Here is a 26620-nt window from a genome sequence, read left to right as displayed (position 1 = left end):
TCATGAGACCTCGCGGCAGGCGCGGTAGAAGTCGCGCCAGTCCGGGCGCTCGCGCACCACCGTCTCCAGGTATTCGCGCCACACCACCCGATCCGACACCGGCTCCTGCACCACGGCCCCCACGATCCCGGCGGCCACGTCGGACGGCCGCAGCACGCCGTCGCCGAAGTGGGCGGCCAGCGCGATGCCGTTGGTGAGCACCGAGATCGCCTCGGCCGTGGACAGGGTGCCGCTGGGCGACTTGACCTTCGTGCGGCCGTCCTCGGTGGCGCCCATCCGCAGCTCGCGGAACACCGTCACCACGCGCCGGATCTCCGTCAGCCCCGTCGTGGTCTCGGGCAGTTCCAGGGCCCGGCCGAGCTGGGTCACCCGGCGGGAGACGATGTCCACCTCCTCCTCCGCGGTGGCCGGGACCGGCAGCACGACCGTGTTGAACCGGCGCCGCAACGCGCTGGACAGCTCGTTGACCCCGCGGTCGCGGTCGTTGGCGGTGGCGATCACGTTGAAGCCGCGCTCGGCCTGCACCTCGCGGTTGAGCTCGGGGATCGGCAGGGTCTTCTCCGACAGCACGGTGATCAGGGCGTCCTGCACGTCGGACGGCATGCGGGTGAGCTCCTCGACCCGGGCGACCCGGCCCTCGGCCATCGCGCGCATCACCGGCGACGGGGTGAGCGCCTCCATCGACGGGCCCTCGGCCAGCAGCCTGGCGTAGTTCCAGCCGTACCGGATGGCCTCCTCCGCGGTGCCCGCGGTGCCCTGGACGAGCAGTGTCGAGTCGCCGCTGACGGCGGCGGCGAGGTGCTCGGACAGCCAGGTCTTGGCGGTGCCGGGCACGCCGAGCAGCAGCAGCGCGCGGTCGGTCGCCAGCGTGGCGACGGCCACCTCGACGATGCGCCGGGCCCCGACATATTTCGGGGTGATGGTGTCGCCGTCGCCCAGGATGTAGGTGGTCACGGCCCACGGCGACAGCTTCCAGCCGGGCGGCCTCGGCCGGTCGTCGTCCTTGGCCAGGACGGCCAGCTCCTCGGCGTACTGGTCTTCCGCGTGCGGGCGCAGAACGGTCATGAGGCAAGCTCCTTGTACATGTCAGCACGGAAACGCAGCAGGGCCGCGACCTGCTGGACGGACTCCACCGGCGAGTAGCTCTCGGCCAGCGGGAACAGCGCCGGGTCGATGTGCTCCCCGGCCAGCTTGACCAGCTCGCCGAGGTTCCACGGCTGCGTGGTGGCCACTTTGACGATCTTGTGCAGCACGGCCGTGGCCAGTCCCTCGCGCCAGTGGGACGACACGCCGCCCAGCACCATGATGAGCTGGCTGTCCAGGTCGTGGCGGCGTACGAACTCGGCGGCGAGCTCCTGCTGCTCGCCGGGCGGGAGCGCGTCGAGGAGGTCGGCGATCGGGTCCCAGCCGAACATCGCCCGCGCCCACTCCGGATCCCGCTGCAGCACGGCGCCGCGCACCCACGCCGCCTTGACCTCGGCGTCCCAGTCGGGGATCCGCATCTGGAGCAGCCGGGCGGGCGGGCGGCCCCAGACCGCCAGCGGGGCCCGGGCGATGATCTGCTGCAGCCACCAGGCCCGCTCGCCGGTGCCGCGGGGCGGTTTCGGGCGGATGCCGTCGCGTTCCATCGCCTTGTCGCACTCCACGGGGGCTTCGACGGCGATCACGCCACCCGTGACGGCCACGAAGGCGCGCACCCGGTCGGCCATCCGCTGGGCCATGCGCGACCCGGGCAGCCGGGTGAGCAGGTTGGCGGCGGCCTGGCGTACTTCCCTGCGCCGATCGTCCAGGGCCGCTTCGAGGAACGGCTCGTCCTCCATGCTCAGCCCGTCGGCCAGCACCTCGACGAACTCGGCCCGGTCGTCGGGCCCCTCCCGCTCCCAGGTGCTCGCCAGCAGCCGCCGGGCCGCACCGGGGTCGGCGGCCCGCAGCTCCCGCAGGTGCGCCCGCCGGTCGGCGGGGCCACCCAGCTCCCAGGTCTCCCCGGTCGGCTCCTCCAGCAGGAAGCCCCAGCCGGGGTTGAGCCCGGCCAGCCACCTGCCGCGCTGCCCGGCCAGCGTGCCCAGGTGCCCTCTGATCGACCGGTCCCGCCTGCCCCTTTCGAGCAGCTCGGGCAGCACGAAGGGGGGCACCCTACGGCCGGTCGCCGCGGCGGCGGCCAGCCATTCGGGCAGCAACCGCTCGTGCTCGCCGCCCAGGATCCGCACCAGCCGCTCGGCGGCCCGCCTGCCCACGGCCGCCTGCTCCTCGTCGGGCGCGGGCTCCGGCGGCGCGACCTCCCCCACCCGGCGCCCGGCACGCCGCCGCACGGCTTCGACGGCCGCGGTCTCCAGCAGATTCCCTTCGTACGGCCGCCGATCGGTCCCCACCAGCGCCGCCGACGCCAACTCCGCCCAGCTCGTCACAGGATCACCGCCGTCCCGTCGTCGTCCCACGTGGTCAGGGGCCGCAGGCCGGACGGGGTCCATTCGGCGGCCACGGTCACCTGCCGCCCGCCCGACACGGCGATCAGCCGCCACAGATCACGTGCCCTGGGGTGCAGCGGAAGCCCGCCGAGCGCCTCCCGTTCGGGCACCACCCCGGCGAGCACCAGCGGCCAGGACTCCGTCCACGGGTCCTCGGCCAGCACCCCGGCCACCTCCCGCAGCCCCTCCTCCGGCGACACGCCGGGCGGCACGGCGGCGGGCACGACCTCGTGGCGGGCGGCGACCAGGGCCCGCAGCGGGGCGGCGCCGGGATAGAAGGTCAGGTCGGCGTCGATCGTGGTGCCCGTGACCAGGGACGTGTCCAGCGGCTGCCCGGGTGGGGCGAAGGACAGCACCAGCGCGGGCCGCCGGGTGTGCCGCCCGCGCAGCCAGACGCGCCGGGCCGTCAGCCGGTCCTGCTCCTCGTCGCGCCGGCCCAGCACATCCCACTGATCGCGTACGGCCGTCCCGGTCAGCACCTCTTCCCTGGTGACCGGGAACCCGGCCCGGCTCAGCACCGTCTGGACCAGCGCCGGGGGCAGCTCGGCGCGCCGCCGGTAGGCCACGGCGAGCAGGTTGACCAGCGCGTATTCCGCCAGCAGCCGTCCCGGCCAGTCGTCCTCCGAACGGATCCTTGCCAGGCGGGAGACGACACCCGCGACCCCGGGGGCCTGGGCGTCGATGAGCCGCTTGGCCAGCCCCTCCCAGTCGTGCTCGGCCGCCCCCGCCAGTCCCTGCCGCACCTGGTCGGCCAGCCACCGCTCCAGCTCGGCCAGCCCGGCGGCGACCCGAGCATGCCGTACGGACTCCGCCCCGCCCCCCTGCGCACGCCCAACACCGCCGGTCCCCTCACCAGTCCCCCTGACCCCAGCAGTCCTTCCGGCCCCACCAGTCCCCCCAGCGGCCTCCGTCCCGGCCTCGGCGGCCTCGGCGGCTTTGGCGCGCGCCGCCTCGATCTTGGCTGCCGACTTGGCGGCCCGTTCGGCGCGCCCGTCCAGCCACTCCGTCACCCACGGGGGCACGGCCTCGCTGTCCGGCACGCCATCCGCCGACCACATGAGCAACAACCCGAGCGCGTGCTTGCACGGGAACTTGCGGCTCGGGCAACTGCACCGATAGGCGGGCTCGGTCAGGTCGACGCATGCCAGATAGGGCTTGGACCCGCTGCCCTTGCACTCGCCGTAGACGACCGTGCCCGTCGTGCCGCGCGACGACCACTTTCCGGGCGCCGCCACGCCCTGCGCGGCCTTCTGCGAGGCTGCGTCGGGGGCGAGAGCGAGCACCTGATCACGGCTCCACCGTTCGATCACCTGCCGCAGACTAGCCAGCCTGACCGACATTTCGCCGCGATATCCCCAAGGCCCTCCACCCCTGACCGGAGGACCTCGGAGGGATCAACCCGCTGTCACCCGGCGTGTCCCTGGCCGCCACCTCCGCCTGCCGCACGGCCGACTCGCAGTGGTCGAGCGCGAGCGATCCGCCTCTAGACTCTCTCAGCGTGGAGCTACGGATCTATCCCGACGGCCCGGCCGTCCAGGTGCCGGACGAGGCCGCGGCGCTGGCCAGCCCGCTCGACGGCCAGCTCGTCCTGGACGGCACTCGCTTTCTGCGCAGGGACGTCACGGGTGCGCCGGTCGCCTTCGTGGAGCGCCCGCCGGTCGCCGCCGCCCTCGACCTGCTCCCCCACCCGGAGGGCGGCTGGTTCCGGGAGACCTGGAGAACGGCGGTGACGTTCCGGCCCGACGGCTACGAGGGGCCGCGGGCCAGCGCCACGGGCATCTACTTCCTCCTGCACCCCGGCGAGGAGTCGGTGCCGCACGTGGTGGCCTCGGACGAGGTCTGGTTGTGGCACCGCGGCGGCCCGCTGGCCCTGACGATCGGCGACGCGACGATCATGTTGGGGGCGCGGGTGGAGGACGGCGAAGTGCCCCAGGCAGTGGTGCCCGGCGGGGTGTGGCAGTCGGCTCGCCCGGCCGGGGCAGAGCCCGTTCTGGTGAGCTGCGTCGTCTCCCCCGGCTTCGACTTCGCCGACTTCACCGCCTGAAGCCGCCTGAAGCTGCCCGAACCAGCCCTCACCGGGTCTGACCTGGGGCTGGCAGCCATGATCACCACGGAGCCGACCAGGAGCTCCAGGGGTCGACGTGACACCATGAAAGCGTGCAACAGCTATCCTTGCGTACGATCCGGTCCACCGAGGACGTGGCTGCCGGGGACGCCTTCGCCTACTGGTCCGACGTCATCTGCGACACGCTCGTGCACGTCGCGGCCCGGGCGACCGGGAAGGAGCCGTTTCGAGGGTGGATCGAGCACACCGTCCTTGACGGCATCGGATGGTCGACCCTGTCCTCCGGACCCCAGCAGGTGACGCGCACGCGCCGGATGATCGCGCGGGATCAGGAAGAGTTCCTGCTGGTCAACATCCAGACCGCCGGCCAGGCCGTGATCCGGCAGGACGAGCGTGCCGCCACACTCGCGCCGCGCTCGATGACTTTCCTGGACAGTACGCGCCCGTACACGCTGGAATTCGGCGATCCGTTCTCGCAGGTCGTCGTGCAGGTGCCCCGGTCCCTGCTGTCCGGCAGGTCTCTGGACGATGTGACGGCGCTCACGCTCGGCCCTCACGGGCCGGCCCGGCTCGTCGCCGACTTCCTCGTGGGTCTGGAACAGCAGCAGCGCGAGGATCCCGTGGCGGCGGCCGCGCTGCTGCCGCACGCGGTGGGCCTGCTGGAGTCGATCCTCGGCCTCGCCGCGCGGGAAAGTACGCCACACCCCTCCGCCACGGCCCTGGCCAGGGAGCGCGTACACCGGTTCGTCCAACGGCACGTCCACGACCCCGGGCTCGACGCCGCGGCGGTGGCCGCCGGCTGTGGGATGTCGCGGCGCACGCTTTTCCGCGCCCTGGCCGCCGACGGCGAACCGCTGACCACGTTGATCCGGCGCCTTCGCGTGGCCCAGGCCCAGCAGCTTCTCCGTGCCCGGCCGGCCCTCCCGATAGCTGCCGTGGCCCTGAACTGCGGTTTCGCCGGCACGGCGCAACTCCACCGCGCGTTCCGCTCCCTCACCGGCACGACGCCGGGGGCTTACCGTACCGGGGGAGAGCGGGCTCAGGAGCCGGCACCGCTCTGAGGCATCAGCTTCCGCACCACTTCGATGAACGACGGCGGGGGCGGGGACTGCGGGCTGTCGACGAACCGGCCGAGCGCGACGTCGTAGCGCGGGCCCCAGACGGGATCGAGCACGTGGTAACCGTCGGACCGCAACTGGGCCACGTTGCGCTGAACGGCCGGCTTGCCCCACATCTCACCGGTCATCACCGGGAAGAACGCGACGGGATGGGCGGCCGCCAGGATCGTGGTCGCGAGCATGCTGGGCGCCCCGCCCGAGGCCGTCACGTGCAGCGTGTGCGCGGTCGCCGGGAGCACCGCCGTCATGTCGTGCTCGGCGGCCAGTGTCGCGTGGTTCACCTCCGGCCAGGTGTCCGCCGGCTCGCCCGTGACGACGCGGTCCGCGAACAGGCCGACGGTGTGCGCGGGCAGGAAGGCCGACGCCGTACGCGTCATCAGAACGGTGATCGTGCCCTGGAAAACGGCGCGCAGCGCGCCGATGTACATCGGCAGCGTCGCGACGGCGGCCGACCCGGTCGCGCCGATGAGCAGGCGCCCGTCAAAGGGTGAGATTTCATCACTGGTCATAGGTGCAGGTTGCGGCCCCGGAAGGCGGATCGGGGAACCGAACGTGCCCCTTTGTGTGACCGTATGTGCCAGGCGCCGACCTGAGAATGGCGATGCTCCACGACGGCTCGAACATCAACGACTGCCTGAACGCCCTGGCTGAGGCCTCCGCCCAGCGCGTCACCCACGAGCATCTTGTCCGCGGAACCGTCAAGATCAAGCCCCACTGGCCAATTACATTATTATACCACGAAATCGCTATTTCCGCATTTTTCGCAGCCGTCCGGAATATCGCGTACGACGGTTGTAAATTTCGCTACATTGGCAGCTATGACCGATTCAACATTTGTTTCCTCCGGCGATTTGCGACTCTGGACAGAACGATTCGGCGACCCCGGCCACCCGACCGTGCTGCTGGTCATGGGCACCTCCACCCCGGCCGCCGGATGGCCGGACGAGCTCGTGGAGACGCTCGTCGACGGCGGACGGCAGGTGATCCGGTTCGACCATCGCGACACCGGACGGTCCGACTGCGTGGACTTCGCCATCCGGCCGTACACGCTCGCCGACCTGGCCACCGACGCCGTCGCCGTGCTCGACGGGCACGGCGTCGCCGATGCGCACGTCGCCGGGGCCTCGCTGGGCGGCGCGGTCGGGCAGTGGCTGGCGGTGCACCGGCCCGAGCGCGTACGGACCCTGACGGTGATCATGAGTGGGCCGATGGGCGCCGACGCCGGGCCCGCCTGGGCGCGGGCGCTGGCCGGGCAGGAGCCCGACCCCGACGACCTGCCACCGCCCGCGCCCGCCTTTCTCCGGCATCTGGCCAGGTCCGCCACCATGCCGCGGACGACGCGCGACGAGCTGCTCACCGCCGGCCTGGAGACCTGGCGGGTGCTGAACGGCGACGGCCTGCCGTTCGACGAGGAGGCCGCCCGCCGCCTCGTCGCGGAGGCGTACGACCAGAGCGGCAACCCCGCCGCGGCCCTCAACCACGACCTGGCCGGGCGGTTGATGACCGACGACCGGCTCGTCCCTCTGTCGTCGGTCAAGGCGCCGACGCTGGTCGTGCACGGCACGGAGGATCCGCTGCGCCCGCTCCCCCACGGCGAGGCCGTCGCCGCTCAGATCCCCGGCGCGCGGCTGCACCGGGTGCCCGGCATGGGGCATTCGTTCCTGTCCCCCGGGCTGCCCCGCCGGATCGCCGGACTGGTCCTCGACCACACGGCCTGAGCGTCGCGAGGGACGGTCAACAGGTAAATCGGTTGACGCGGCGGGGCGGGAGCCGCTGGTATGACCCGGGTCCGACGGATAAAGGCATACATGGGCAAGATGCACGCTGACGAGGTCGACATCGACATCCCGCTCGTCCGCCGCCTGCTGGCCGCGCAGTTCTCCCAGTGGGCCGATCTGCCCATCGAGCGGTTCCCCTCGCCCGGCACGGTCAACGCGGTCTACCGGCTCGGCGACCACCTGGCCGTACGGCTCCCGCTGGTCTCGTGGGGAGTCGAGGACGTGGAGAAAGAGCACCACTGGCTGCCACGGCTGGCCCCGGTGCTGGACGTCCCCATCCCGGCGGTGCTCGGCAAGGGCTCACCGGCCGCGGGCTACCCCTGGCCCTGGTCCGTCTGCCGCTGGCTCGACGGGGAGAACCCGGACCCGGCCCGCCTCGCCGGCCCGGAGCGGCTGGCGAAGGATCTGGCGGGGTTCGTGGCCGCGCTGCGGCGGGTCGATCTCCGCGGCGCGCCGCGGGCGTACCGGGCGGGACCACTGACGGAGGTGGACGCGGGGGCGCGGACCGCGATCAGCGAACTGGAGGGGTTGATCGACACCCGGGCCGCGACCGCGGCGTGGGAGGCGGCCGTGGCGGCGCCCGAGTGGCCGGGGCCGCCCGTGTGGCTGCATTCCGACCTGATGCCCGGCAACCTGCTGGTCGAGGACGGCCGGCTCACCGGAGTGATCGACTTCGCCACGGCCGGCGTGGGCGACCCCGCCTGCGACCTGATCCCGGCCTGGAACCTGCTCCCGCCGCCCGCCCGCGAGGTCTTCCGCTCCGCGCTGGACGTGGACGAGGCGACCTGGGCCCGCGGCCGCGGCTGGGCCCTGGCCATGGCGCTCATCCAGCTTCCTTACTATCTGCATACCAACCCGGCCATCGCGGCCAACGCGCGGCATACCATCGACGCGGTGCTGACCGGGTGATTCTTGGGTTTTTTCCGGCGAGATGATTGTCTGTCCGGAGGAACTACGAGGAGGGCACCGGTGAGCCGTCAGATCGTTTCAGTCGTGGGTGGCAAGGACGCCGCCACCGCTGACACATACGAGTCGATTAATCCCGCCCGCACCACCGAAGTCGTGGCGCGGGTGGGCCTGGCCGACGCAGCCACGTTCGCCGCCGCCTGCCGCACCGCCAAGGAGGCCCAGCGCGAGTGGGCCAAGGTGCCCGCTCCCGTGCGCGGCCGGGTGATCGCCTCCATCGGGCGGCTGGTCGAGGCCAACGCCGAGCGCCTGGCCGGGCTGGTGACCGAGGAGATCGGCAAACCGTACGCCGAGGCGCTGGGTGAGGTGCGCGAGATCATCGACACGTGCGACTTCTTCCTGGGCGAGGGCCGCCGGCTCTACGGGCAGACGGTTCCGTCGGAGATGCCGGACAAGAACCTGTTCACGTTCCGCAACCCGATCGGCGTGGCCGCGGTGATCACGGCGGGGAACTTCCCCGTCGCCGTGCCCTCCTGGTATCTGGTCCCGGCGCTGCTGTGCGGCAACGCCGTCGTGTGGAAGCCCGCCGAATACGCCGCCGCCGCCGCGCACGCCATGTTCCAGCTCTTCGTCGCCGCCGGGCTGCCCGACGGCGTGCTGAACATCGTGTTCACCGACGGCGCCGAGACCTTCCGCGGCCTGGAGCTGGCCCTGGAGGAAGGCAGCGTGCAGAAGGTCGGGTTCACCGGCTCCAGCGAGGTGGGCCGGAAGGTCGGCGAGCTGGCCGGGCGGCACCTGCAGGCCCCCTGCCTGGAGCTCGGCGGCAAGAACCCGATGGTGGTCATGCCGGACGCCGAGCTGGATCTGGCCGTGGAGGGCGCGCTGTTCGCCGGGTTCGGCACGGCGGGGCAGCGCTGCACCAGCCTCGGCACGGTCATCGTGCACGAGAGCGTGCACGATGAGTTCGTGGAGCGGTTCGCGGGGGCGGTGCGCGAGGCCAGGATCGGCGATCCCCGGCAGGACGTGCTGGCGGGCCCGCTGCTGGCACAGAAGTTCGCGGATCGGTACGAGGAATACCTGACCTGGATCCAGCCCCACCACAAGGTCGTGTCAGGAAATATCGGGAAAATTACCAAGGACAAGCCGCACGGCGACTTCGACGGCGACCAGGGGATCTACTACCACCCCGTCATCGTGGACGGCGTCAAGCCCACGGACCGGCTGTTCCTGGAGGAGACCTTCGGCCCGATCGTGGGCGTGACCACCTTCAGGACCCTCGACGAGGCCATCGAGCTGGCCAACCTGCCCGGCTACGGCCTGTCCAGCTCCATCTACACCACCGACCCGAAGCACGTCTTCCGCTTCCGCGAGGGCATCTCGGCCGGCATGGTCAGCGTCAACAACTCCACCTCGGGCGCCGAGGCCCACCTGCCGTTCGGCGGCAACGGCAAGTCCGGCAACGGCAGCCGCCAGTCCGGCATGTGGGTGCTCGACCAGTTCACCCGCTGGCAGGCGATGAACTGGGACCACTCCGGACGCCTGCAGAAGGCCCAGATGGACGTCGCGGAGATCACGCCCGACCTGGAGTTCCGCCTCCACTGAGGTGCCCGACGGGCCCCGGGCGGCCGGGGCCCGTCGGCGGGGAGGTCAGACCTGGCCGGCCTTCTCCAGGGCCGAGCAGCAGGTGTTCACCAGCAGGCGGGTGACCACGTACGGGTCGATGTTGGCGTTCGGGCGGCGGTCCTCGATGTAGCCCTTCTTGTCCACCTCGACCTGCCACGGGATGCGCACGGAGGCGCCCCGGTCGGACACGCCGTAGCTGTACTTGTTCCACGGGGCGGTCTCGTGGGCACCGGTCAGGCGGCCCTCGATGCCGGCGCCGTACTGGGCGATGTGCTCCGCCGGCTTGTCGCCCTCGCCCAGCGCCTCGCAGGCGGTGATGATGGCGTCGTACCCCTCGCGCATGGCGCGGGTGGAGAAGTTGGTGTGGGCGCCGGCGCCGTTCCAGTCGCCGCGGGCGGGCTTGGCGTCGAGCGTGGCCTCCACGCCGACCTCCTCGGCCGTACGGTAGAGCAGCCAGCGCGCGATCCACAGGTGGTCGGCGACCTCAAGCGGACCCGCCGGGCCGATCTGGAACTCCCACTGGCCGGGCATGACCTCGGCGTTGATGCCGGAGACCTTGAGACCGGCGGCCAGGCAGCGGTCGAGGTGCAGCTCGACGATCTCGCGGCCGAAGACGGTGTCGGCGCCGACCCCGCAGTAGTACGGCCCCTGGGGGGCGGGGAAGCCGCCCTCGGGGAAGCCCAGCGGACGGCTGCCCTTGAAGAAGGTGTATTCCTGCTCGATGCCGAACCACGAGTCCTGCTCGGCGTACCTCTCGGCGATCGGGCGGAGCAGGGCGCGCGTGTTGCTGACGTGCGGGTCACCGTTGGTCTCCTCGACCTCGGCCAGGACCAGCACGTTGGCGCCGCCGCGAATCGGGTCGGGGCACGTGAACACCGGGCGGAGCACACGGTCCGACGCGTGGCCCTCGGCCTGGTTGGTGCTGGAGCCGTCGAAGCCCCAGACCGGCGGCTCGGCTCCGTCGGCAAGGATCTTCGTCTTCGAGCGCAACAGGGCGGTGGGCTCGGTGCCGTCGATCCAGATGTACTCAGCCTTATAGCTCACAGCAGTCCTTTCGGTTCTCCTCCGACACACCGAGTCTTACGGATAGCCGTTACCCGGCTTTTGCCCACATGTGAACGGCGTGTTAATCGGCCCTCGTCACAGACCTGTCGCGGGCCGGGCATGTCCCGCACAGGACTCGGGGCAGCCGTTCGCGGTCCGAGCCGCCGTGCGACCATCGACTCGGGGGGATTCACATGCACGATCTGTGGTTCGGCGCGTTCCTGTCACCGGAGGCCGCCGGGCGCGACCGGCTGCTGCGCCACGTCACGCTGGCCGACCGGCTGGGCCTCGACCTGGTCGGCGTCCAGGACCATCCCTATCAGGCCGACTTCCTGGACGCCTGGACGCTGCTGTCGGCGATGGCGCAGCGCACCGAGCGGATCCGGCTGGTGCCCGACGTGGCCAACCTGCCGCTGCGGCCACCCGCCGTGCTGGCCCGGGCCGCCGCCTCGCTCGACCTGCTCAGCGGCGGCCGGGTGGAGCTGGGGCTGGGCGCGGGCGCGTTCTGGGACGCGATCGTCGGGATGGGCGGGCGGCGGCTGTCGCCGCGCGAGTCGATCGAGGCGCTGGCGGAGGCCATCACGGTGCTACGAGCGCTGTGGACGCCCGGCGGGCCCGTGGTGTTCGAGGGCACGCACTACCGCCTCGGCGGGGCGCGGCCCGGACCGTTCCCGGCGCATCCGATCGGCATCTGGATCGGCGCGATCAAGCGCAGGATGCTGGAGCTGACCGGGCGGATGGGCGACGGCTGGCTGCCCTCCTCCTTCTACAGCCCGCCCGCGGTGGTGGCGGCGCAGGCGAAGGTGCTCGACGCGGCGGCCGCGGACGCGGGCCGCGACCCGACCGAGATCCGCAAGGTCTACAACATCGGCGGCACGTTCTCACCGCTGCCGGGTCCGGGCTTCCTCGACGGGCCCGCGGGGCTCTGGGCGGAGCAGCTCACCGAGCTGGTGTTCGGGGTGGGTATGACCGGGTTCGTGCTGGCGCCGGGGCCGGAAGCGGAGCGGGATCTGCGGGTGTTCGCCGAAGAGGTGGCGCCGGCCGTACGCGAGGCCGTGGCCAAGGAGCGCGGGCGGCCCGCGCCCGTGCCCGCCGAGCGGCCGGCCACGCTCACGGACCTGGACGAGACGGGACGGCCCCGGACGCCGTCATCGGCCCCCTCGACGCTCACGCCCGAACAGCAGCGGTACGCGCTGCGCCTCGTGGCGGTGCACGACGGCTACCGGCAGGAGATGCGTCAGGTCCAGGACGCGATCGACCAGGTCGCGGCCGACGCCGCGGCCGGCCGGGCGCCCCACACGGCGGCCGGCCGGGTGGCCCCCGGCGCCGGGCACTCGCCGGCCGGCCGGTTGGCCACGCGGCAGAACCACTGGACGCTGGGCACGCTCTGCGCCACGTTCCGCCGGCTGCTGACCGTGCACCACACGGCCCAGGACGAGTCGGTGTTCCCGGCCCTGCTGGAACACGATCCCGCGCTGGCTCCGGTGATCAAGAAGTTGCAGCAGGAGCACGAGCTGATCGCCGAGCTGCTCGCCCGGCTCGACGGCGCGTGCGTGGCACTGCTGAGCGACCCGGCCGGGATCGACCGGGTCAGGGCCGGGGCGGAACGGCTGGCGACCGTGCTGTCCTCACACTTCGCCTACGAGGAGGAGGAACTGGTCGAACCCCTCGGCCGCCTCGGCACCGGCCTGTAGCCACGCAGGCGGCCACCTCCGCATCGGCCCACAACCGACCCCGACGACCACCGCGGCAGCGGGCTGTGGGCGGGGAGCCGGGGTTCAGGGGGTGAACGTGGCGAGTTCGGGCGGGATGCCGCCCTCCAGGATCGAGGTGGCCAGTGCCTCGCCGCTGAGCGGGGCCATGGTCAGGCCCGCCGCGCCGAACCCCGTCATGACGTGCACCCCGGGCGCGCCCGGCAGGGCGCCGACGATGGGCAGGCCCCCGGACAGCGGACGCAGCCCGACGCGGGTCTCGATGAGGGTCGCGTCGGCCAGCCCCGGCGCGATCCGCAGCGCCTCCGACGGCACCTGCCACTGCCCCCGGGCGGTCACCCGGGGGTCGAAGCCGCTGCCCGTCTCGCGGGTCGCCCCCACCGCCACCCTGGAGTCGTCGAAGGCCATCAGGTAGTGGTGGGACAGCGGGTTGACGGACGGCCAGCCGCTCGTGTCCACCCCGTCGAGCCGCAGGTGCGTGATCTGGCCGCGCTGCGGCTCCACGTCCAGGCGCACGCCGAGCGGTTCGAGCAGCGCGTTCGTCCAGGCCCCCGACGCCACCACGACGTCGTCGGCCGCCAGCACGCCGGTTTCCGTCTCGACCTGCGGTGTGCCGTGCGGGCGCGGGAGCAGCCGGGCCTGCCCGGACACCGTGACCGCGCCGTTCCGGGCCGCGCCGGCCAGCAGCGCGTCACGCATGGTGCGCCCGTCCACCCGGCTGCCGCCGGACACGTACACGCCTTCCAGGTCGGGCGCGAGGACCGGGACCAGGGCGCGTACCTCGGCGTCGCCGACGCGCCGGATGTCGCCCACGACGCCGCCGGCCGTACGGGCGCGGGTCTCGACGAGCTCCTGCGCGGCGGCGAGCCGGCCCGGGTCGGCGCTGACCAGCAGGGCTTTGCGAGAATACGAGCCCGCGTCGCCGGGGCGTCGCGGGCACGCCCTGGAAGCGCGGGCACGCCCCGCGGCCGGTCGAGCCACGGCGGCCGGTCAGGGTCCGGGGCGGCCCTCGCTCCCGTTGCCGTCGTATCCCAGCAGTCGCATGGCCGTGTCCGGGTCCATCGCCGCGGCCAGGAGCTGGGCCCGGGCGTGCGCCTGGTCGCGGTCGCGTTCGGCCTTGGCCTGCGCGGCGCGTACGCCCTTGACCGCGACGAGCGCCAGCCCGGCGCCCACGATCACGGCGACGACCACGACGAACAGCAGGAGCAGCAGCCCCGGCGAGGCCACCATGGGCGCGGCGTTGGCGCCGGGGCCGTTGCCGCCCGCGACCGCGCCCGTCACCGCCAGCGCGGCGATGATGGACAGCGTCACCAGGCCGAGCAGGCTCGCGATGACCGACCAGAGCCGCCCCACCCTGCGGCGCCGCGCCACGAGCGGCCCGGCGGCCACGGGCCCCGCCTGCACGGCCCCGGACATAAGCCCCGCAATGGGCCCCGCAATGGGCCCCGGACCGGCGGCGGGCACAGTCGTGGACGACTGCGCCCACGGCACGAACTCGGGCCGCCCCGACGGATCCGACAGGATCGGCGCGCCTGGCTCAGGCCACTGCCCAGCACCCCCGACCGGCACCACCGGAGGCGAACCTGGCCGCCCGCCACCCCCGCCCGGCAGCGGGGGTGCGACCGGCACCATCGGAGGTGTGACCGGGGGCGTGACCGGGGGCGTGACCAGGTATGGCGGCCGGCTGGCCTTGGCGCGGGGGCCCCTGAGACAGGCGGGTTCCAGGTCGATCGGTCGCGGGCCGGGCAGCTCCCGGTCGATGCGGCTGTGCTCCTTGTGCGCCCGGACCGCGTCCCGGTGGTAGTCCTCCAGCTCCTGGTAGAGCTCGTCGGAGGCGTAGATCGTGCCGTCGACGAGCGGCCCCGGCCGGTGGCCGAGGATGGCCACCACGTCGTCGCCGTTGAGCGTCTTGTACGTCTCCAGCGCGTGCGCCAGGCACAGCACCTTCCTGCGGTGCTGCCGCAGCAACTCCTCGGTCTTCTCCAGCAGCCGCACGAGGTTGGACTCGATCCGCTCACCGAGGACGTCGGGCGTCAGATCGGGCTGGGCCCGGCTCGGCTCCCTGCCGGTGATGCCGCTGCCGCCTCCCCGGTTGCGCATGGTCTTGCCGCTCATGATCTCCAGCTCCTGGAGCGCGGGCAGCGAGGTGACGCCGGAGCCCATCCCCCAGTACGACTCCATGAGCGCGGTCAGATAGGTGGCCGAGTGCAGGTCGCCGGACACGCCGGAGGAGTTGTCCTCGCCGAAGAACATGCGCTCGCCCGCCAGCGAGGCCAGCGAGACCATGATGTCGGCCTCGTACTCGGACTTCCACCGGGTGAACTGGTCCTCGGGCTTGATCGAGGCGACCATGCCCAGGTGGTCGGCGCTCTTCTCGATGGTGGCGATGTCGATCGCGAGGTGGAAGCGGGTCACGTACGCCACGACGGCGTGGCAGGCCTCGTGCACGGCCACGGCGTGCCGCTCGCGCTCGATGTACTCGACGTCCTCGGGCGGTCCGAGCTGCTTGAGCCGCTTGGCCCGCAGCACGTCGGACCAGGTGATGACCTCGCGGCCGTCCCGGATGGCGATGATCAGGGACTCGTTGACCAGGTCCTTGATCGTGGCGCCGGTGGCGTAGGGGGTGATCGTGGCCAGCTTGTCGATCTGCTCGGGGGTGAGATCGTGCCACACCTTGCCGAAATAGCCCTGGTAGGTCCGCAGCCGTCCGGCCTTGGACGGGTAGCCGACCTTGTAGATGCGGTCGATCCGGCCCGGCCGCAGCAGCGCGTCGTCCAGCGCGTCCGGCCGGTCGGTCGCCATCATGACGAGGATGCGGTATTTGGGCGGCGGCTTGGGCCGCATCCCGAGCAGCCGCCTGACATGCCGGTTGAAGAACCCCCGCGGTTTCTTCAGCCCGGACAGCTCGGTGAGCAGCGCCTGCAGCGTTCCCGGGGCACCGCCGCCCATCACGCCGCCGCCCCTGATGAACCGGTTGCGCCGCCCCGGCTCCTCCTCGGCACCCCGCCCGGCCCGGTAGGCGAGCACCTGGCGGGTCTCCTCGGAGAGATAGCTCAGGCCGTGGCAGCCGACGTGTTCCGCGAAGCCGCCGCTCTGGCCGGGCGGGCCCTGCTGGGCCGGCCGGCCGCGCTTGCCGAGCGAGTCGGCCTCGTCGAAGAAGACGATCACGCCGCCGTACCTGAGGGCCAGCTTGCGCAGCTTCCTGAACAGCGACTTGACCTTGAGGATGCCGATGCCCATGAACATGTCGGTGAACGCGTGCGGGTCCACGAACACGTACGGCTTGCCGGTCTCGCCGGCGACGGCCTCGGCCATGAGGGTCTTGCCGGTCCCCGGCGGGCCCCACAGGAGCAGGCCGCTGGGGACGTACCCGCCGCGCTTCTCGATCTCGTCGGACCGCTCCAGGAGGACGATGTTCTCCTGGACGCGCTCGACCACGTGGTCCTGCCCCCACACGTCGTGGAAGCGGGTCTTGATGTCGTCCGGGAAGTACGTCTCGATGCCGCCCCTGGACAGGAACCAGAACAGGCCGGCGAACTGGATGATGATCACGAAGAACAGGAGGACGATCTGCGGCAGGAGCGGCATGGGCTGCCAGAGCAGGGCGGGCGCCTGGAACAGCGCCTGGAACGGGCTGGTGTCCAGCACCACACCCAGCACCAGGGCGATGAGCACCACGAAGAACGCGACCTTGAGGGCCTGTGACACCCGGTATCGCGTCCAGTCGTCGAAGCGGCGGCGGGTCCACCGCTCGGTCCCGCCGAAGACCCGGTCGCTCCAGAAGCGGTGGTAGGCCGACCAGTGCTCGCTGACGAGGAAGTGCGACTGCCGCACGGCCTCCACGCCGAGCAGCCAGAAGATCCACTGGTTCGACCGCGCGATCACCTGCGCGGCCTCGGGAAAGGTGACGATGCCCTGGTAATCGGCCATCATCTTCCACGTGAGGATGAGGTAGGCCGCCACCAGGACGATGAGGAATTTACTCCGGTCCCAGAACCGCATTTTCTTCCTGGTCACGGATTCGGGGTCGGAGGGTCCGCTGCCGGGGGCACACAGCCCTCCATGATGAATGGTCCTGGTCAATGGTGCTCCCTCATCCAGGCGGCCGGAGCAGCTTGAACGTACTCGCGATCTTGTCGAATTCGGCGGCGCGCCGGCGGAAACAGATCGACTGGCAACCGATGATCATGACGGAGACCGTGCCGCCCTTCTCGTCGAGAATCGCGGTGTGGTCGAACGTCTGGACGTCGTTGCCGATCTGGTAGTTGAAGCGCACATGGACGCCTCTGGCACCCCGGTCCAGGAGCAGGACCTCGTCGCGGAGGGGCTCGAAGCGGCTGAACAGCGGTGGCCGCCCGAGGGCCATCGACCGTTGCACATAGAGGTCACGCGTCGGCTGGGTCACCGGCAGGACGAAGTCCCGCAGCCCGTTGAGCGAGACGGTGTCCCGCTGCTGGTCGGTGAGCCGGTGCACGGTGGCGTACACGAACGGGTCCAGGGAGCCGAGCAGGTGGCCGACCGTCGGCTGCGCGGACTGGTCGAAGGCGGTCGACCAGACTCGCTGGGCCCGCAGCAGCGCCGCCTGGGAGTTCGGATGGTCGCCGGACAGGAACAGCTCGATGGGGTTCGCGTTGAGCTGGGTGAAGGAGGAGGGCACCTTGAAGTAGGTGGTGCCGGCTTTGTCACGTACGTAGGTGAACTCCGGCTGCCCGCACGCCGACAGCACGAAGACCGCGACCATGAGCGCGATCCAAGCCCGTGTCTCTTTCACCGGGGCTTACCTCCGCTTTACGGACCAACGGAGTTGTTGTGCCCGCTTTCAGGCCGAATGAGCCCGGCGCGCGCTGAGAAATCTTGACCAGATCTTGGCCACCCATTGGCTTTACTTGTTACAGATCGAATTGGACGGTCATGCGACCGGTGCCTGAATCGTGGTCGAATGTGAGCACGCTTCAGGCAGCCGCCGGTCGTTCCAGATGGCCTTGTGGCCCAGCAGCCGCCGCGCGGTGGTGACGGCGCGCAGCGCGAGCTCCGCACCGTCCGGTACCGGCGGGCGCACATCGACGTCAGCACCTCGTTCGTTCACGCATGCTCACACTTTTGAGAACTGTTCCGAACCCCCATTGGTCCAACTCAGGAAGTAGCGAAAGATATGAGGGTCCCTTCCGCCAACCGGGAGTGCACAATGACAGAACCCGCAAGGGAGATCGTCGGCTCCTTCGCCGTGATGGCGGAGCGCCGGTTCGCCGACGTCTGGTCCAGGACGGTCCTGCCGGTCAGGGACCGCCGCCTCCTCCTGCTCGGGCTGCTCGTCGGCCAGGGGCTCGACGACATGACGGAGGTGCAACTGGACGTCGCCCTGCGCACCGGTGAGCTGTCCGAGGTCGAGCTGCGCGAGGTCGTCGTCTTCCTGTCCCACTACGCGGGCTGGGCCCGCGGCGCCAGGCTGAACGACCAGGTGGAAGAGCTGATCGAGCGGGTCAGCCGGACTCGATCCGGTAGAGCGGACCCTGCAGGCTGAGCGCGTAGAGCTCGCCGTCGTGCCCCTCCCCGAAGGACGAGAGCTGCTCGACCTTTCCGACCTCGGCCGCCCTGTCCAGCTCCTCCACGGGGGCGGCCCTGATCCAGCCGGCGCAGAAGTCGCCGTACAGGAACCGCCCCTGCAGCCAGGGGATCTTCTGGCCCCGATAGACGAAGCCGGCGATCACCGAGCAGTTGCCGCCCTCGTGCAGCGGGTAGGTGATCACCGGATCGACCATCTCCCTGGTCTTCTCCCCGCGGTGGCGGCGCGTGCCCTCGCGCGCGTTCCAGCCATAGTTCTCGCCGCCCTCCGAGCCGGCGGGCTGGTAGTCGACCTCCTCCCAGGTGTTCTGGCCGACGTCGCCGATCCACAGGTCACCGGTCTCGCGGTCGAAGCCGAACCGCCACGGGTTGCGCAACCCGTAGGCCCAGATCTCGGTCCTGGCGCCCTCCTTGCCGACGAACGGGTTGTCCTCCGGCACCGCGTACGGCCGGGCGCCCCGCGGGTCGATGCGCAGGATCTTGCCGAGCAGCGTGCCCAGGTCCTGGCCGTTGCCGTGGGGGTCGCCCCCGCTGCCGCCGTCGCCGAGGGCGATGTAGAGGTAGCCGTCGGGGCCGAAGGCGAGCTGGCCGCCGTTGTGGTTGGCGTAGGGCTGCTCCTGGGTGAGCACGTCGCGCCGGCCCGTCGCCCGGGTGCCGTCGAAGGCCCACTCGGTGACGTGGGTGTGGCCCCGCGCGTCGGTCCAGTCGAGGTAGACCCAGCGGCCCGAGGGGTGGAACGCGACGCCGAGCAGCCCCTGCTCGTTGCCGCTGCTCACCTCGCCGGACAGGTCGATCACCGTGTCGCCGCCGGAGGTGCGTAACCTGCCGGACTGCTCGGCGACGTAGAGGCGGTCGTCCCCCTCGCGCACGGCGAACGCCACGGGCTTGTCCAGCCTGGCGATCTCCGTGAAGCGCAGCTCGCCCCGCTCCGCGCTCCGGCTCTGCGAGGAGCTCTCCGACGGGCTCTCCGATGGCGCCGGCGTGACGCCATCGGGGCCGGCGGACGGGGTGCCGCCGGACGGGGAACCGGCGGGCGGCGACGGCATCGGCGACGGGGAGGCGGAACACGCGATGAGGGCCGCGAGCAGCAGCCCGGCCACGACGAGGCGCACGTCATTCATCCTGCCACGGCCGTTAGGGTTTCAGGCATGCCTACCGCATTGATCACCGGCGCGACCTCCGGCATCGGCGCCGCCTTCGCCCGCCGCCTGGCCGCCGACGCCTATTCGCTCGTCCTGGTCTCACGTGACGAGCTCCGGCTGGCCCGCGCCGCCGACCAGCTCAAACTCCGCTACGGCGTGAGCGTCGAGGCGCTGCCCGCCGACCTGGCGACCGAGCAGGGTCTGGAACGGGTCGAGTCGAGGGTCCGCGACGGCGTCGACCTGCTGGTGAACAACGCCGGTTTCGGCCACCCCGGCCGCTTCCCCGACGTGCCGGCCGCCGACGAGGTGCGCATGCTCAAGGTGCACTGCGAGGCCGTGCTCAGGCTGACGCTGGCCGCGCTGCCCGGCATGCGGGAGCGCGACCGGGGCGCGGTGATCAACGTGTCGTCGGTGGCGGCGTTCTTCCCCCGCGGCACCTACAGCGCGTCCAAGGCGTGGGTGGTCAACTTCAGCGAGTCGGCCGCGGCCGAGGTGGGCAACCCGCGGATCAGGATCATGGCGTTGTGCCCCGGTTTCGTACGCACCGAGTTCCACCAGCGCGCCACGATGGACACCTCCGGCATCCCCGGGTTCCTGTGGCTGAAGGCCGACAACGTGGTGCGCGCGGCGATGCGCGACCTGGCCCTGAGCCGCCGCGTGTCGATCCCCGACCTTCGTTACAAGGCCATCGTCGCGATCGGCAGGCTGGTCCCGCGCGGTCTGCAGGCCCGGGTGTCGGCCAGAATCGGCCGCTGACGCCCCAGGCGCTGGAACACGCGGCCGGCACTGGAACGGGCCCCCGCCGCGGGAGGGGGTCGCGGTGGGGGCCCGAGCGGCCGCTGAGCATGCTCGGCGGCCGGGACTGGTGGCGGTCGTCCTACCGGTTGGCCTCGTGGCCGATGGACAGGCCGGAGGTCGGGTCGAAGAAGTGCAGGTTGTGCGTGTCGAGGACCAGGTCGATGTTCTGGCCGGGGCGGACGTGGCTGCGCGCGTTGACGCGGGCGGTCCACAGCGACTTGTCGCCCGACAGCGGCAGCGAGGCCTCCTCGTCGTCGCCCGTGTCGGCGGCGGCGACGGTGTCCTTGTGCTCGACCGGCGGGGCGTCGATCAGGAACAGCACGTTGATCTCGGAGCCCAGCTCCTCGGTGACCTCCGCCTTGACCGGCAGCGTGGCCCAGCCGTTGGCGTGGTTGCCCGCGGAGGTGGCGTCCTCGAAGTCGGAGGGGCGGATGCCCAGGATGAGCTTCTTGCCGACGTACTGGTCGAGGCCCGGCTTGTCGGTGAAGGCCGAGTCGGGGATCGGCAGCTTGATGTCGGCGAAGGCGACCGCGGCGCCGCCGTCGCCGCGGACCAGCTCGGCGGTGGCGAAGTTCATCGAGGGCGAGCCCATGAAGCCGGCGACGAACAGGTTGACCGGCTTGTCGAACAGGTTCTGCGGGGTGTCGACCTGCTGGAGCAGGCCGTCGCGCAGGACGCAGACCCGGTCGCCGAGGGTCATGGCCTCGACCTGGTCGTGCGTGACGTACACGGTGGTGACGCCGAGGCGCTCGTGCATCTGGTTGAGCGAGGCGCGCATGGAGACGCGGAGCTTGGCGTCCAGGTTGGACAGCGGCTCGTCCATGAGGAAGGCCTGCGGCTCACGCACGATGGCGCGGCCCATGGCGACACGCTGGCGCTGACCACCGGACAGGGCGGCGGGCTTGCGCTTGAGGTACGTCTCCAGGCCGAGCATCTTGGCGGCGTCGTTGACCCGCTTCTGGATCTCCGGCTTGGGCATCTTGCGAAGCTTGAGGCCGAAGGCGAGGTTCTCCTCGACGGTCATGTGGGGATAGAGCGCGTAGTTCTGGAAGACCATCGCGATGTCGCGGTCCTTGGGCGGCAGGTGGTTGACGACCTTCTCGCCGATGGCGATCTCGCCGCCGGTGATGTCCTCCAGGCCGGCGATCATCCGGAGCGCGGTCGACTTACCGCAACCCGAGGGGCCCACCAGCACCATGAACTCGCCGTCCTTGATTTCAAGGTTGAGCCCGTTCACGGCCTTCACGCCACCGGCGTAGACCTTGTCGACGTTCGTCAGAACGATGGATGCCATGACATTCCTTCGCGCTCCAGGGCGGTGGCCCGGACGTTGTTACCGTGTCCCCACTTACGTGGATACGTTTTCAAGCATCTCACCCGAAACGGACATCGGTGTCAAGGGTTGCCGTGTGACCAGCCGTTGTCGGCGTCGCCGGCTTCCGGTTTCCGCGGAACCATGATGGAATCGTTTCCATGGACAAGCGGGCGACGATCAAGGATGTGGCCGAGGCAGCCGGCGTGGGCGTCGCCACCGTGTCCCGGGTCCTGTCCGGCGGCTCGGCCAGCCGGCAGACCAGGGAGCGCGTCCTGGCCGTCGCCGCCCAGCTCGACTACCGCCCCAGCGCCCTGGGCCGCAACCTGCGCCAGCGCCGCACGGGCGGCATGGGCCTGCTCGTCCCCGACCTGACCGACACCTTCTACGGGCAGCTCGCGGAGGGCGTGCTCGCCTGCGCCCGCTCGGCCGGCGAACCGGTCGTGCTCGGCTCCACGGGCGGCGACCCCGAGCAGGAGGCCGAGCTGATCGGCATGCTCCTCGAACAGAGCGTAGACCGCCTGATCGCCGTCCCGTCGGGAGACGCGGAAACCTGGGCCCCGGCGATCCGCGCGGGCATGACGGTCGTCTTCGCCGACCGCCTGCCCGCCCAGCCCGACCAGGAGGATCCCGCGGCCACCGCCGTCAGCGACCTCATGCTCCTGGACGGCCTCTCCGCCGCCCCGCAGAGCCGCCCGCTGGACGTCCCGGCCGTGGTGGCCGACGACCGGGCGGGCATCCGTACGGCGGTGCGCTACCTGCGCGGCCTGGGCCACAAGCGCATCGCCTTCCTCGGCGGCCCCGGCCAGGACCGGCGGGTGGCCGCCTTCCGGGAGGCGGTGGGCGCGCCGGTGGACGAGGAGCTGATCGTGTTCGGCACCGGCAGCCGCGACTCGGCCTACGCCGCCGCCTCCGGCCTCTTCCAGAGCCGCCCCGACCTGTCGGCGGTGGTGGCGGGCGGCAACGTGCTGGGCGAGGCGGCGGTGCTGGCGGCCAGGGAGCTGGACCTGCGGGTGCCGCGGGACGTGTCCCTGGTGATGTACGACGACGTGCCCTGGGCCGAGCTGTGCTCCCCGCCCCTGACGGTGATCGCCCAGCCGGGCCGGGACATGGGCTACCGGGCGGCGGAGCTGGTGCTGCGGGCGGGCAGCCGCCGCCCCCGCGTCGTGGTGCTGCCGACGGAGCTCATCATCCGCGGTAGCTGCGGCCCCCACCGCTGACGGCCCCCCACCCGGCCTGCTCCACCCGGCCTGCTCCGCCTGACCCCGGCGCGGCCTCTACCGGCCCTTCGCCCCCGCCCCCGTGTAGCGGCGCGGGAGGATCATGACCGGGTTGTCGTCCAGGATCACCTCAGGCGGCCCGAACTGCGCCGCCACCTCCCGGATCTCCGGCTCGTCGAGCAGCAGCAGCCGGCCGTGCTCGATGAACAGCTCCCCGTCCACCACCACCGTGGGCCGGTCCACCTGGCAGTCGCAGTGCGCGAAGCCGGGCCCCGTCGTGACCGGCAGCCCGTCGGTCAGGCCGTCGATGCCGCAGTAGAAGGCCCCGGCGTGCTTCTCCCGCTCGAACTGGGTCCCGCCCGCGATCCGCACCTTCGGGTTGAGCCCGATCAGGCCGTGCCGCATGTAGTAGCCGTCGGGCGCGTACCGACGGAGCTGCTCGGCGGCGGCGCCGCCCTCGATCTTGCGGACCAGGTTGCCTTCGAGGGTGAGGCGCAGGGGCTCCTCGGGGACGCCGGTGACCGTGGAGTCCTCGATCACGATCACGCCCTCGGTGTCCGTGGGCCAGAAGTTGGCGCCCCCGTACGGGAACGGCCGCCAGTCGCCGGGCCGCATCGCGCCCGGGTCCGGGTCGAACGCCGGCCCGGCGAACGTCACGTCGGTGCCCCGCTTGGAGGTCACCCGGATCGTCCGGGCCGCGGAGAGCTGCCGCAGCGCCCGGAGCAGCAGCGCGTAGAACACCTCGGCGGGCAACCGGCCGCCGGTGAGCAGCGCGCCGGCGGTGGCCGTCATGTGCAGCGACAGGAAGCGCGAGGAGCGGGACTTGATCTGGTCGAAGAACAGCGGCGCCGTGTGCACCTCGCCCCACCAGGTGCCGCTGATCACCACGTCGGCCTCGCGGAACGCGGCGGTCTCGATGTCGAGCGAGGCCTCCCGGTCCCACCCGCCGGGGCTGAACGGCGGCACCGACAGGATGCGCACGTCCGCGTCCCGCAGCGCCGCCGCCGCGGCGATGGCCTGCACGACGACCGGGTCCACGGTGTGCTCCATGAGCAGCAGCACCCGCTCGCCGGCCGACAGCCGCACGTACTCGCACAGGTTGCGGACGCCGGGCATCAGCTCCACGATCGAGTACGGCGCCACGGCCGGCTCGGCGACATAGCTGAACGGCGATCCGGCGTACGGATTGATCGTCATCGCGCGCTCCCTGCGGGGCCGACTACATAACGCGTGATTACATACCGCAATCAACCAGCCACTACACGTGAAGCGGCGCCGCGGGCTCGGCGAGGGGCCGCGCGGCGCCGCGGTCGCCGGCTCAGAGGAGTTTCTCGATGGCCTCGGCGATCGCCGGATCCTCCGGGGTGGTGCGGGGGCGGAAGCGGGCCACGACCCTGCCCTCCCGGTCCAGCAGGAACTTCTCGAAATTCCACTGGATGTCCCCGGCCTCGCCCTGGCCGTCCTCGGCCTGTGTCAGCTGCTCGTACAGGGGGTGGCGGCCCGGGCCGTTGACGTCGGCCTTCGCCAGGAGGGGGAAGTCCACGCCGTACGTCGCCGCGCAGAACCGCTGGATCTCCTCGGCCGAGCCCGGCTCCTGGCCGGCGAACTGGTTGCAGGGGACGCCGACCACCGTGAAGCCGCGCGGGCCGTACTGCCGGTGCAGGGCGACCAGACCGGCGTACTGCGGGGTCAGGCCGCACTTCGAGGCCACGTTCACGATCAGCACGGCCTTGTCGGCGGCCAGCTCGCCGAGGGTCGTGGGGTTGTCGTCGAGAGTGCGCACTGGGATGTCGCTCAGGGTCATGAGACGACCCTACAGAACCAGTCAGGACCGGAAATGTGACACAGTCCTCATTTTCCCGACAAAACCCCAGAAGACCCCCTATATCGGGATCTTTACTGACGATCCACGTTTTCATGGTCAATTCCCTGTAAAGGCGGCGGATCCGGCAGGGTGACGCGGTCCCCTGAACCCCTTCGAAGGGAATCCGCATGCCCATGCTCCGCCGTACCGGCGTCCTGGTCCTGGCCGCCACCCTGGTGGCGACCGGCCACGCCGCGGCCGCACAGGCGCAGAGCTCCCAGACCAGCGGCAGGAACAAGGCCATCGCCCGGCCCATGGTGGCCGCCCGCGGCTGGAAGGCCCAGTTCGCGTGCCTGGAACGCCTCTGGACGAGGGAGAGCGGCTGGAACCACCGCGCCGGCAACCGCTCAGGCGCGTACGGCATCCCGCAGGCCCTGCCCGGGCACAAGATGGCCTCCTCGGGCCACGACTGGCAGACCAACCCGCGCACCCAGATCGCCTGGGGCCTCGGTTACATCAAGCAGCGGTACGGAGGGCCGTGTCGCGCGTGGGGGCACTTCCAATCCCACGGTTGGTACTGAGCCAAACCCCAGGCTTGATCGTTTTTTGCGGCAAGCGCGCCCCATGAGCGCGACGGACCGGGCAATCCTGGCCCAGCGAGCGGGCCCTTTATCCGCCACGATCGCACAAACACCTGTCCGACGCGTGTCGAGATACTCGGCCAGTGGTTACGGAGAGTAATAGGAATCGTGCTCAGGAGCACGTCGCGGCGCTCTCCGGGCCGCCCAGCACGATCGGGCGGTACAGGATCCCGGAGGGCCGCGCGGACCCGCCGCGTCCGAGCCACGGACGCGGACCTGGCAGGGCGCCGGACGACCGGCGCCCGTCCGCACGCGACCCGATGGCAAGGATCATCTTGGACAGCAAACGTGCACTCAGCAGCACACTACTCTCCGTAGCAGCGTTCACCGGCCTGGGCGCCACCTCGACGGCTTGGGCGGAAACCTCGCCCTCGATCAGGACGCGGACCTGGACGACGTCAGCGCAACCCACGATCTCGGCCGCCAAGCCGGCCGACCGGAACAAGAAATTCGCCCTGGGCCAGGTCGTCCAGCGCTCCTGGAACCTCCGGGAGTTCCGCTGCCTCGACAACCTGTGGACCAAGGAGAGCAACTGGAACCACCGGGCCCACAACCGTTCGTCGGGCGCCTACGGCATCCCGCAGGCCCTGCCCGCCGTCAAGATGAGCGGCGCGGGGCATGACTGGAAGTCCAACCCCAGAACGCAGATCCGGTGGGGCCTGGCCTATATCAAGGGGAGGTACGGCAGGCCTTGCGGCGCCTGGGGACATTGGAGATCGCACAACTGGTACTAGGAGCCCGGGGGCACCCGGAACTCACCGGGTGCCCTCCTTACGCCCCGAGTGCACCTGCATGGCTTGAATGAGCAACTCCACCCCGAAGTCGAACTCGGCCTCGTGGTCGCACTGGCCGAGCAGCGGCGCCAGCGCGCTGACCTCGGGGAACAGCGCCGGATCGACCCCCTCGGCCTTGATCGTCCTGGTCTGCACGGGCGCGAACGTCGGCGTCACCCCGACCTCGCGCAGCAACGACCCCACGATGAACGCGATGAACATCCGCAGCATCCGGACCGCTTCCGGCCCGTCGAACCCGGCGCCGCGCAGCGTGGCCAGCGCCCGCTCGACCGGCAGCAGACCGGCGGCGGAGTGGAGCTGGCGGCTGACCACGAGCATGGTCGAGCGCGGGTGGTGGTGAGCGATCTGCCGGAAGGCCCGCGCCTGCATGCGCACCCGGTCGGTCCAGTGCGCGTCGGGGTCGTCGGTGAACTCGATCTCGCTCAGCACCGCCTCGGCCACCCCGTTGAGCAGGGCGTCCTTGCCCGGCACGTGGTTGTAGAGGGACATCACGCCGACCCCCAGCTCGGCCGCGATGCGCCGCATGGAGATCGCGTCGGCCCCCTCTCGCTCGATGAGGTCGATGGCCGCGGCGACGATGCGGGCCCGGGAAAGCGGCTCGGAGCGCATAGCTCATTCTATTGACTTCACGTACGG

The 26620-nt window shown here is 71.4% G+C and carries 25 protein-coding genes; 11 read left to right on the top strand and 14 right to left on the bottom strand.

Features of this window, described 5'->3' with window-relative positions; genetic code table 11:
• Genes ABGB18_RS10525 through ABGB18_RS10515 form a run of 3 tightly spaced genes read right to left on the bottom strand, consistent with a single transcriptional unit; the run spans position 1 to position 3775 of the window.
• Positions 1–1065, bottom strand: coding sequence for an AAA family ATPase (locus ABGB18_RS10525; RefSeq protein WP_347695221.1), 1065 nt, complete (start codon positions 1063–1065; stop codon positions 1–3).
• Positions 1062–2405 carry a DUF5691 domain-containing protein gene (locus ABGB18_RS10520; RefSeq protein ID WP_347695220.1) on the bottom strand — a complete coding sequence of 448 codons (1344 nt, stop codon included), beginning with the start codon at positions 2403–2405 and terminating at the stop codon, positions 1062–1064. Before ABGB18_RS10520 ends, ABGB18_RS10525 begins: the two co-directional genes overlap by 4 nt.
• Positions 2402–3775: an SWIM zinc finger family protein gene (locus ABGB18_RS10515; RefSeq protein ID WP_347695219.1), complete on the bottom strand. Its 1374-nt coding sequence runs from the start codon at positions 3773–3775 to the stop codon at positions 2402–2404. The genes ABGB18_RS10520 and ABGB18_RS10515 overlap by 4 nt, the downstream gene beginning before the upstream one ends.
• Before the next feature lie 188 nt (positions 3776–3963).
• Here ABGB18_RS10515 and ABGB18_RS10510 point away from each other — a divergent pair, with 188 nt between their 5' ends.
• Together ABGB18_RS10510 and ABGB18_RS10505 are read left to right on the top strand one after the other, a co-directional pair.
• Positions 3964–4509: a cupin domain-containing protein gene (locus ABGB18_RS10510; protein WP_347695218.1), complete on the top strand. Its 546-nt coding sequence runs from the start codon at positions 3964–3966 to the stop codon at positions 4507–4509.
• Between the two features lie 113 nt (positions 4510–4622).
• Positions 4623–5591, top strand: coding sequence for a helix-turn-helix domain-containing protein (locus tag ABGB18_RS10505; protein ID WP_347695217.1), 969 nt, complete (start codon positions 4623–4625; stop codon positions 5589–5591).
• On the opposite strand, the gene ABGB18_RS10500 is transcribed toward ABGB18_RS10505, so the two are convergent.
• Positions 5570–6157: a flavoprotein gene (locus ABGB18_RS10500; RefSeq protein WP_347695216.1), complete on the bottom strand. Its 588-nt coding sequence runs from the start codon at positions 6155–6157 to the stop codon at positions 5570–5572. The two genes, ABGB18_RS10505 and ABGB18_RS10500, sit on opposite strands and share 22 nt — an antisense overlap.
• A gap of 342 nt (positions 6158–6499) precedes the next feature.
• Here ABGB18_RS10500 and ABGB18_RS10495 point away from each other — a divergent pair, with 342 nt between their 5' ends.
• The 3 genes from ABGB18_RS10495 (at position 6500) to ABGB18_RS10485 (ending at position 9934) form a co-directional block, all read left to right on the top strand.
• A complete protein-coding gene (locus tag ABGB18_RS10495) occupies positions 6500–7366 on the top strand; it encodes an alpha/beta fold hydrolase (protein ID WP_347695215.1) in 867 nt (288 codons plus the stop codon).
• A gap of 90 nt (positions 7367–7456) precedes the next feature.
• Positions 7457–8335 (top strand): aminoglycoside phosphotransferase family protein, encoded by an 879-nt coding sequence (locus ABGB18_RS10490; protein ID WP_347695214.1) that lies wholly within the window; start codon positions 7457–7459, stop codon positions 8333–8335.
• Positions 8336–8395: 60 nt separating this feature from the next.
• A complete protein-coding gene (locus ABGB18_RS10485; protein WP_347695213.1) occupies positions 8396–9934 on the top strand; it encodes an aldehyde dehydrogenase family protein in 1539 nt (512 codons plus the stop codon).
• A gap of 45 nt (positions 9935–9979) precedes the next feature.
• On the opposite strand, the gene glnII is transcribed toward ABGB18_RS10485, so the two are convergent.
• On the bottom strand, positions 9980–10999 hold the full coding sequence (glnII, locus tag ABGB18_RS10480) for a glutamine synthetase (protein ID WP_347695212.1): 1020 nt from the start codon (positions 10997–10999) through the stop codon (positions 9980–9982).
• Positions 11000–11193: 194 nt separating this feature from the next.
• Here glnII and ABGB18_RS10475 point away from each other — a divergent pair, with 194 nt between their 5' ends.
• The gene (locus ABGB18_RS10475; protein WP_347695211.1) at positions 11194–12693 is read left to right on the top strand and encodes an LLM class flavin-dependent oxidoreductase; all 1500 of its coding nucleotides are present in this window, start codon (positions 11194–11196) and stop codon (positions 12691–12693) included.
• Between the two features lie 84 nt (positions 12694–12777).
• Here ABGB18_RS10475 and ABGB18_RS10470 read toward each other — a convergent pair whose 3' ends face one another.
• The 4 genes from ABGB18_RS10470 to ABGB18_RS10455 form a co-directional block, all read right to left on the bottom strand.
• On the bottom strand, positions 12778–13692 hold the full coding sequence (locus ABGB18_RS10470; RefSeq protein ID WP_347695210.1) for an FAD-binding oxidoreductase: 915 nt from the start codon (positions 13690–13692) through the stop codon (positions 12778–12780).
• A gap of 9 nt (positions 13693–13701) precedes the next feature.
• Positions 13702–16728, bottom strand: a complete 3027-nt coding sequence (locus ABGB18_RS10465; protein ID WP_347695209.1) for an AAA family ATPase — start codon at positions 16726–16728, stop codon at positions 13702–13704.
• 76 nt (positions 16729–16804) lie between these two features.
• A complete protein-coding gene (locus ABGB18_RS10460) occupies positions 16805–17482 on the bottom strand; it encodes a hypothetical protein (protein ID WP_347695208.1) in 678 nt (225 codons plus the stop codon).
• A gap of 138 nt (positions 17483–17620) precedes the next feature.
• Positions 17621–17797: a hypothetical protein gene (locus ABGB18_RS10455; RefSeq protein WP_347695207.1), complete on the bottom strand. Its 177-nt coding sequence runs from the start codon at positions 17795–17797 to the stop codon at positions 17621–17623.
• Positions 17798–17896: 99 nt separating this feature from the next.
• On the opposite strand from ABGB18_RS10455, the gene ABGB18_RS10450 reads away from it, so the two are divergent.
• The gene (locus tag ABGB18_RS10450) at positions 17897–18232 is read left to right on the top strand and encodes a carboxymuconolactone decarboxylase family protein (protein ID WP_347695206.1); all 336 of its coding nucleotides are present in this window, start codon (positions 17897–17899) and stop codon (positions 18230–18232) included.
• On the opposite strand, the gene ABGB18_RS10445 is transcribed toward ABGB18_RS10450, so the two are convergent.
• Entirely contained in the window at positions 18192–19385 is a 1194-nt protein-coding gene (locus ABGB18_RS10445; protein ID WP_347695205.1) for a PQQ-dependent sugar dehydrogenase, read from the bottom strand. The two genes, ABGB18_RS10450 and ABGB18_RS10445, sit on opposite strands and share 41 nt — an antisense overlap.
• A gap of 36 nt (positions 19386–19421) precedes the next feature.
• Here ABGB18_RS10445 and ABGB18_RS10440 point away from each other — a divergent pair, with 36 nt between their 5' ends.
• On the top strand, positions 19422–20171 hold the full coding sequence (locus ABGB18_RS10440) for an SDR family oxidoreductase (protein WP_347695204.1): 750 nt from the start codon (positions 19422–19424) through the stop codon (positions 20169–20171).
• Between the two features lie 121 nt (positions 20172–20292).
• On the opposite strand, the gene ugpC is transcribed toward ABGB18_RS10440, so the two are convergent.
• A complete protein-coding gene (gene ugpC / locus ABGB18_RS10435) occupies positions 20293–21507 on the bottom strand; it encodes a sn-glycerol-3-phosphate ABC transporter ATP-binding protein UgpC (protein WP_347695203.1) in 1215 nt (404 codons plus the stop codon).
• 179 nt (positions 21508–21686) lie between these two features.
• Here ugpC and ABGB18_RS10430 point away from each other — a divergent pair, with 179 nt between their 5' ends.
• Positions 21687–22745: a LacI family DNA-binding transcriptional regulator gene (locus tag ABGB18_RS10430; RefSeq protein WP_347695202.1), complete on the top strand. Its 1059-nt coding sequence runs from the start codon at positions 21687–21689 to the stop codon at positions 22743–22745.
• A gap of 57 nt (positions 22746–22802) precedes the next feature.
• On the opposite strand, the gene ABGB18_RS10425 is transcribed toward ABGB18_RS10430, so the two are convergent.
• Both ABGB18_RS10425 and ABGB18_RS10420 read right to left on the bottom strand, forming a co-directional pair.
• Positions 22803–23942: a hypothetical protein gene (locus ABGB18_RS10425; protein ID WP_347695201.1), complete on the bottom strand. Its 1140-nt coding sequence runs from the start codon at positions 23940–23942 to the stop codon at positions 22803–22805.
• Between the two features lie 121 nt (positions 23943–24063).
• Entirely contained in the window at positions 24064–24549 is a 486-nt protein-coding gene (locus tag ABGB18_RS10420; protein WP_347695200.1) for a glutathione peroxidase, read from the bottom strand.
• Positions 24550–24737: 188 nt separating this feature from the next.
• Here ABGB18_RS10420 and ABGB18_RS10415 point away from each other — a divergent pair, with 188 nt between their 5' ends.
• Together ABGB18_RS10415 and ABGB18_RS10410 are read left to right on the top strand one after the other, a co-directional pair.
• Complete coding sequence (locus tag ABGB18_RS10415; protein ID WP_347695199.1) at positions 24738–25130, top strand: transglycosylase SLT domain-containing protein; 393 nt, start codon at positions 24738–24740, stop codon at positions 25128–25130.
• Positions 25131–25465: 335 nt separating this feature from the next.
• On the top strand, positions 25466–25924 hold the full coding sequence (locus tag ABGB18_RS10410) for a lytic transglycosylase domain-containing protein (RefSeq protein WP_347695198.1): 459 nt from the start codon (positions 25466–25468) through the stop codon (positions 25922–25924).
• Between the two features lie 21 nt (positions 25925–25945).
• On the opposite strand, the gene ABGB18_RS10405 is transcribed toward ABGB18_RS10410, so the two are convergent.
• Positions 25946–26593 (bottom strand): TetR/AcrR family transcriptional regulator C-terminal domain-containing protein, encoded by a 648-nt coding sequence (locus ABGB18_RS10405; protein ID WP_347695197.1) that lies wholly within the window; start codon positions 26591–26593, stop codon positions 25946–25948.
• Positions 26594–26620: the final 27 nt, after the last annotated feature.

Source organism: Nonomuraea sp. B12E4 (assembly GCF_039871825.1).
GTDB lineage: Bacteria > Actinomycetota > Actinomycetes > Streptosporangiales > Streptosporangiaceae > Nonomuraea.
The sequence above is the reverse complement of the archived record's forward strand: the minus strand, read 5'-3'. Positions and strand labels throughout refer to the sequence as shown.

Coding starts and splice junctions, on each gene's coding strand:
- ABGB18_RS10525 (WP_347695221.1), bottom strand. CDS start 1,065: ATGACCGTTCTGCGCCCGCACGCGGAAGACCAGTACGCCGAGGAGCTG.
- ABGB18_RS10500 (WP_347695216.1), bottom strand. CDS start 6,157: ATGACCAGTGATGAAATCTCACCCTTTGACGGGCGCCTGCTCATCGGC.
- ABGB18_RS10490 (WP_347695214.1), top strand. CDS start 7,457: ATGGGCAAGATGCACGCTGACGAGGTCGACATCGACATCCCGCTCGTC.
- ABGB18_RS10475 (WP_347695211.1), top strand. CDS start 11,194: ATGCACGATCTGTGGTTCGGCGCGTTCCTGTCACCGGAGGCCGCCGGG.
- ABGB18_RS10450 (WP_347695206.1), top strand. CDS start 17,897: ATGACAGAACCCGCAAGGGAGATCGTCGGCTCCTTCGCCGTGATGGCG.
- ABGB18_RS10440 (WP_347695204.1), top strand. CDS start 19,422: ATGCCTACCGCATTGATCACCGGCGCGACCTCCGGCATCGGCGCCGCC.
- ugpC (WP_347695203.1), bottom strand. CDS start 21,507: ATGGCATCCATCGTTCTGACGAACGTCGACAAGGTCTACGCCGGTGGC.
- ABGB18_RS10430 (WP_347695202.1), top strand. CDS start 21,687: ATGGACAAGCGGGCGACGATCAAGGATGTGGCCGAGGCAGCCGGCGTG.
- ABGB18_RS10425 (WP_347695201.1), bottom strand. CDS start 23,942: ATGACGATCAATCCGTACGCCGGATCGCCGTTCAGCTATGTCGCCGAG.
- ABGB18_RS10420 (WP_347695200.1), bottom strand. CDS start 24,549: ATGACCCTGAGCGACATCCCAGTGCGCACTCTCGACGACAACCCCACG.
- ABGB18_RS10415 (WP_347695199.1), top strand. CDS start 24,738: ATGCCCATGCTCCGCCGTACCGGCGTCCTGGTCCTGGCCGCCACCCTG.
- ABGB18_RS10405 (WP_347695197.1), bottom strand. CDS start 26,593: ATGCGCTCCGAGCCGCTTTCCCGGGCCCGCATCGTCGCCGCGGCCATC.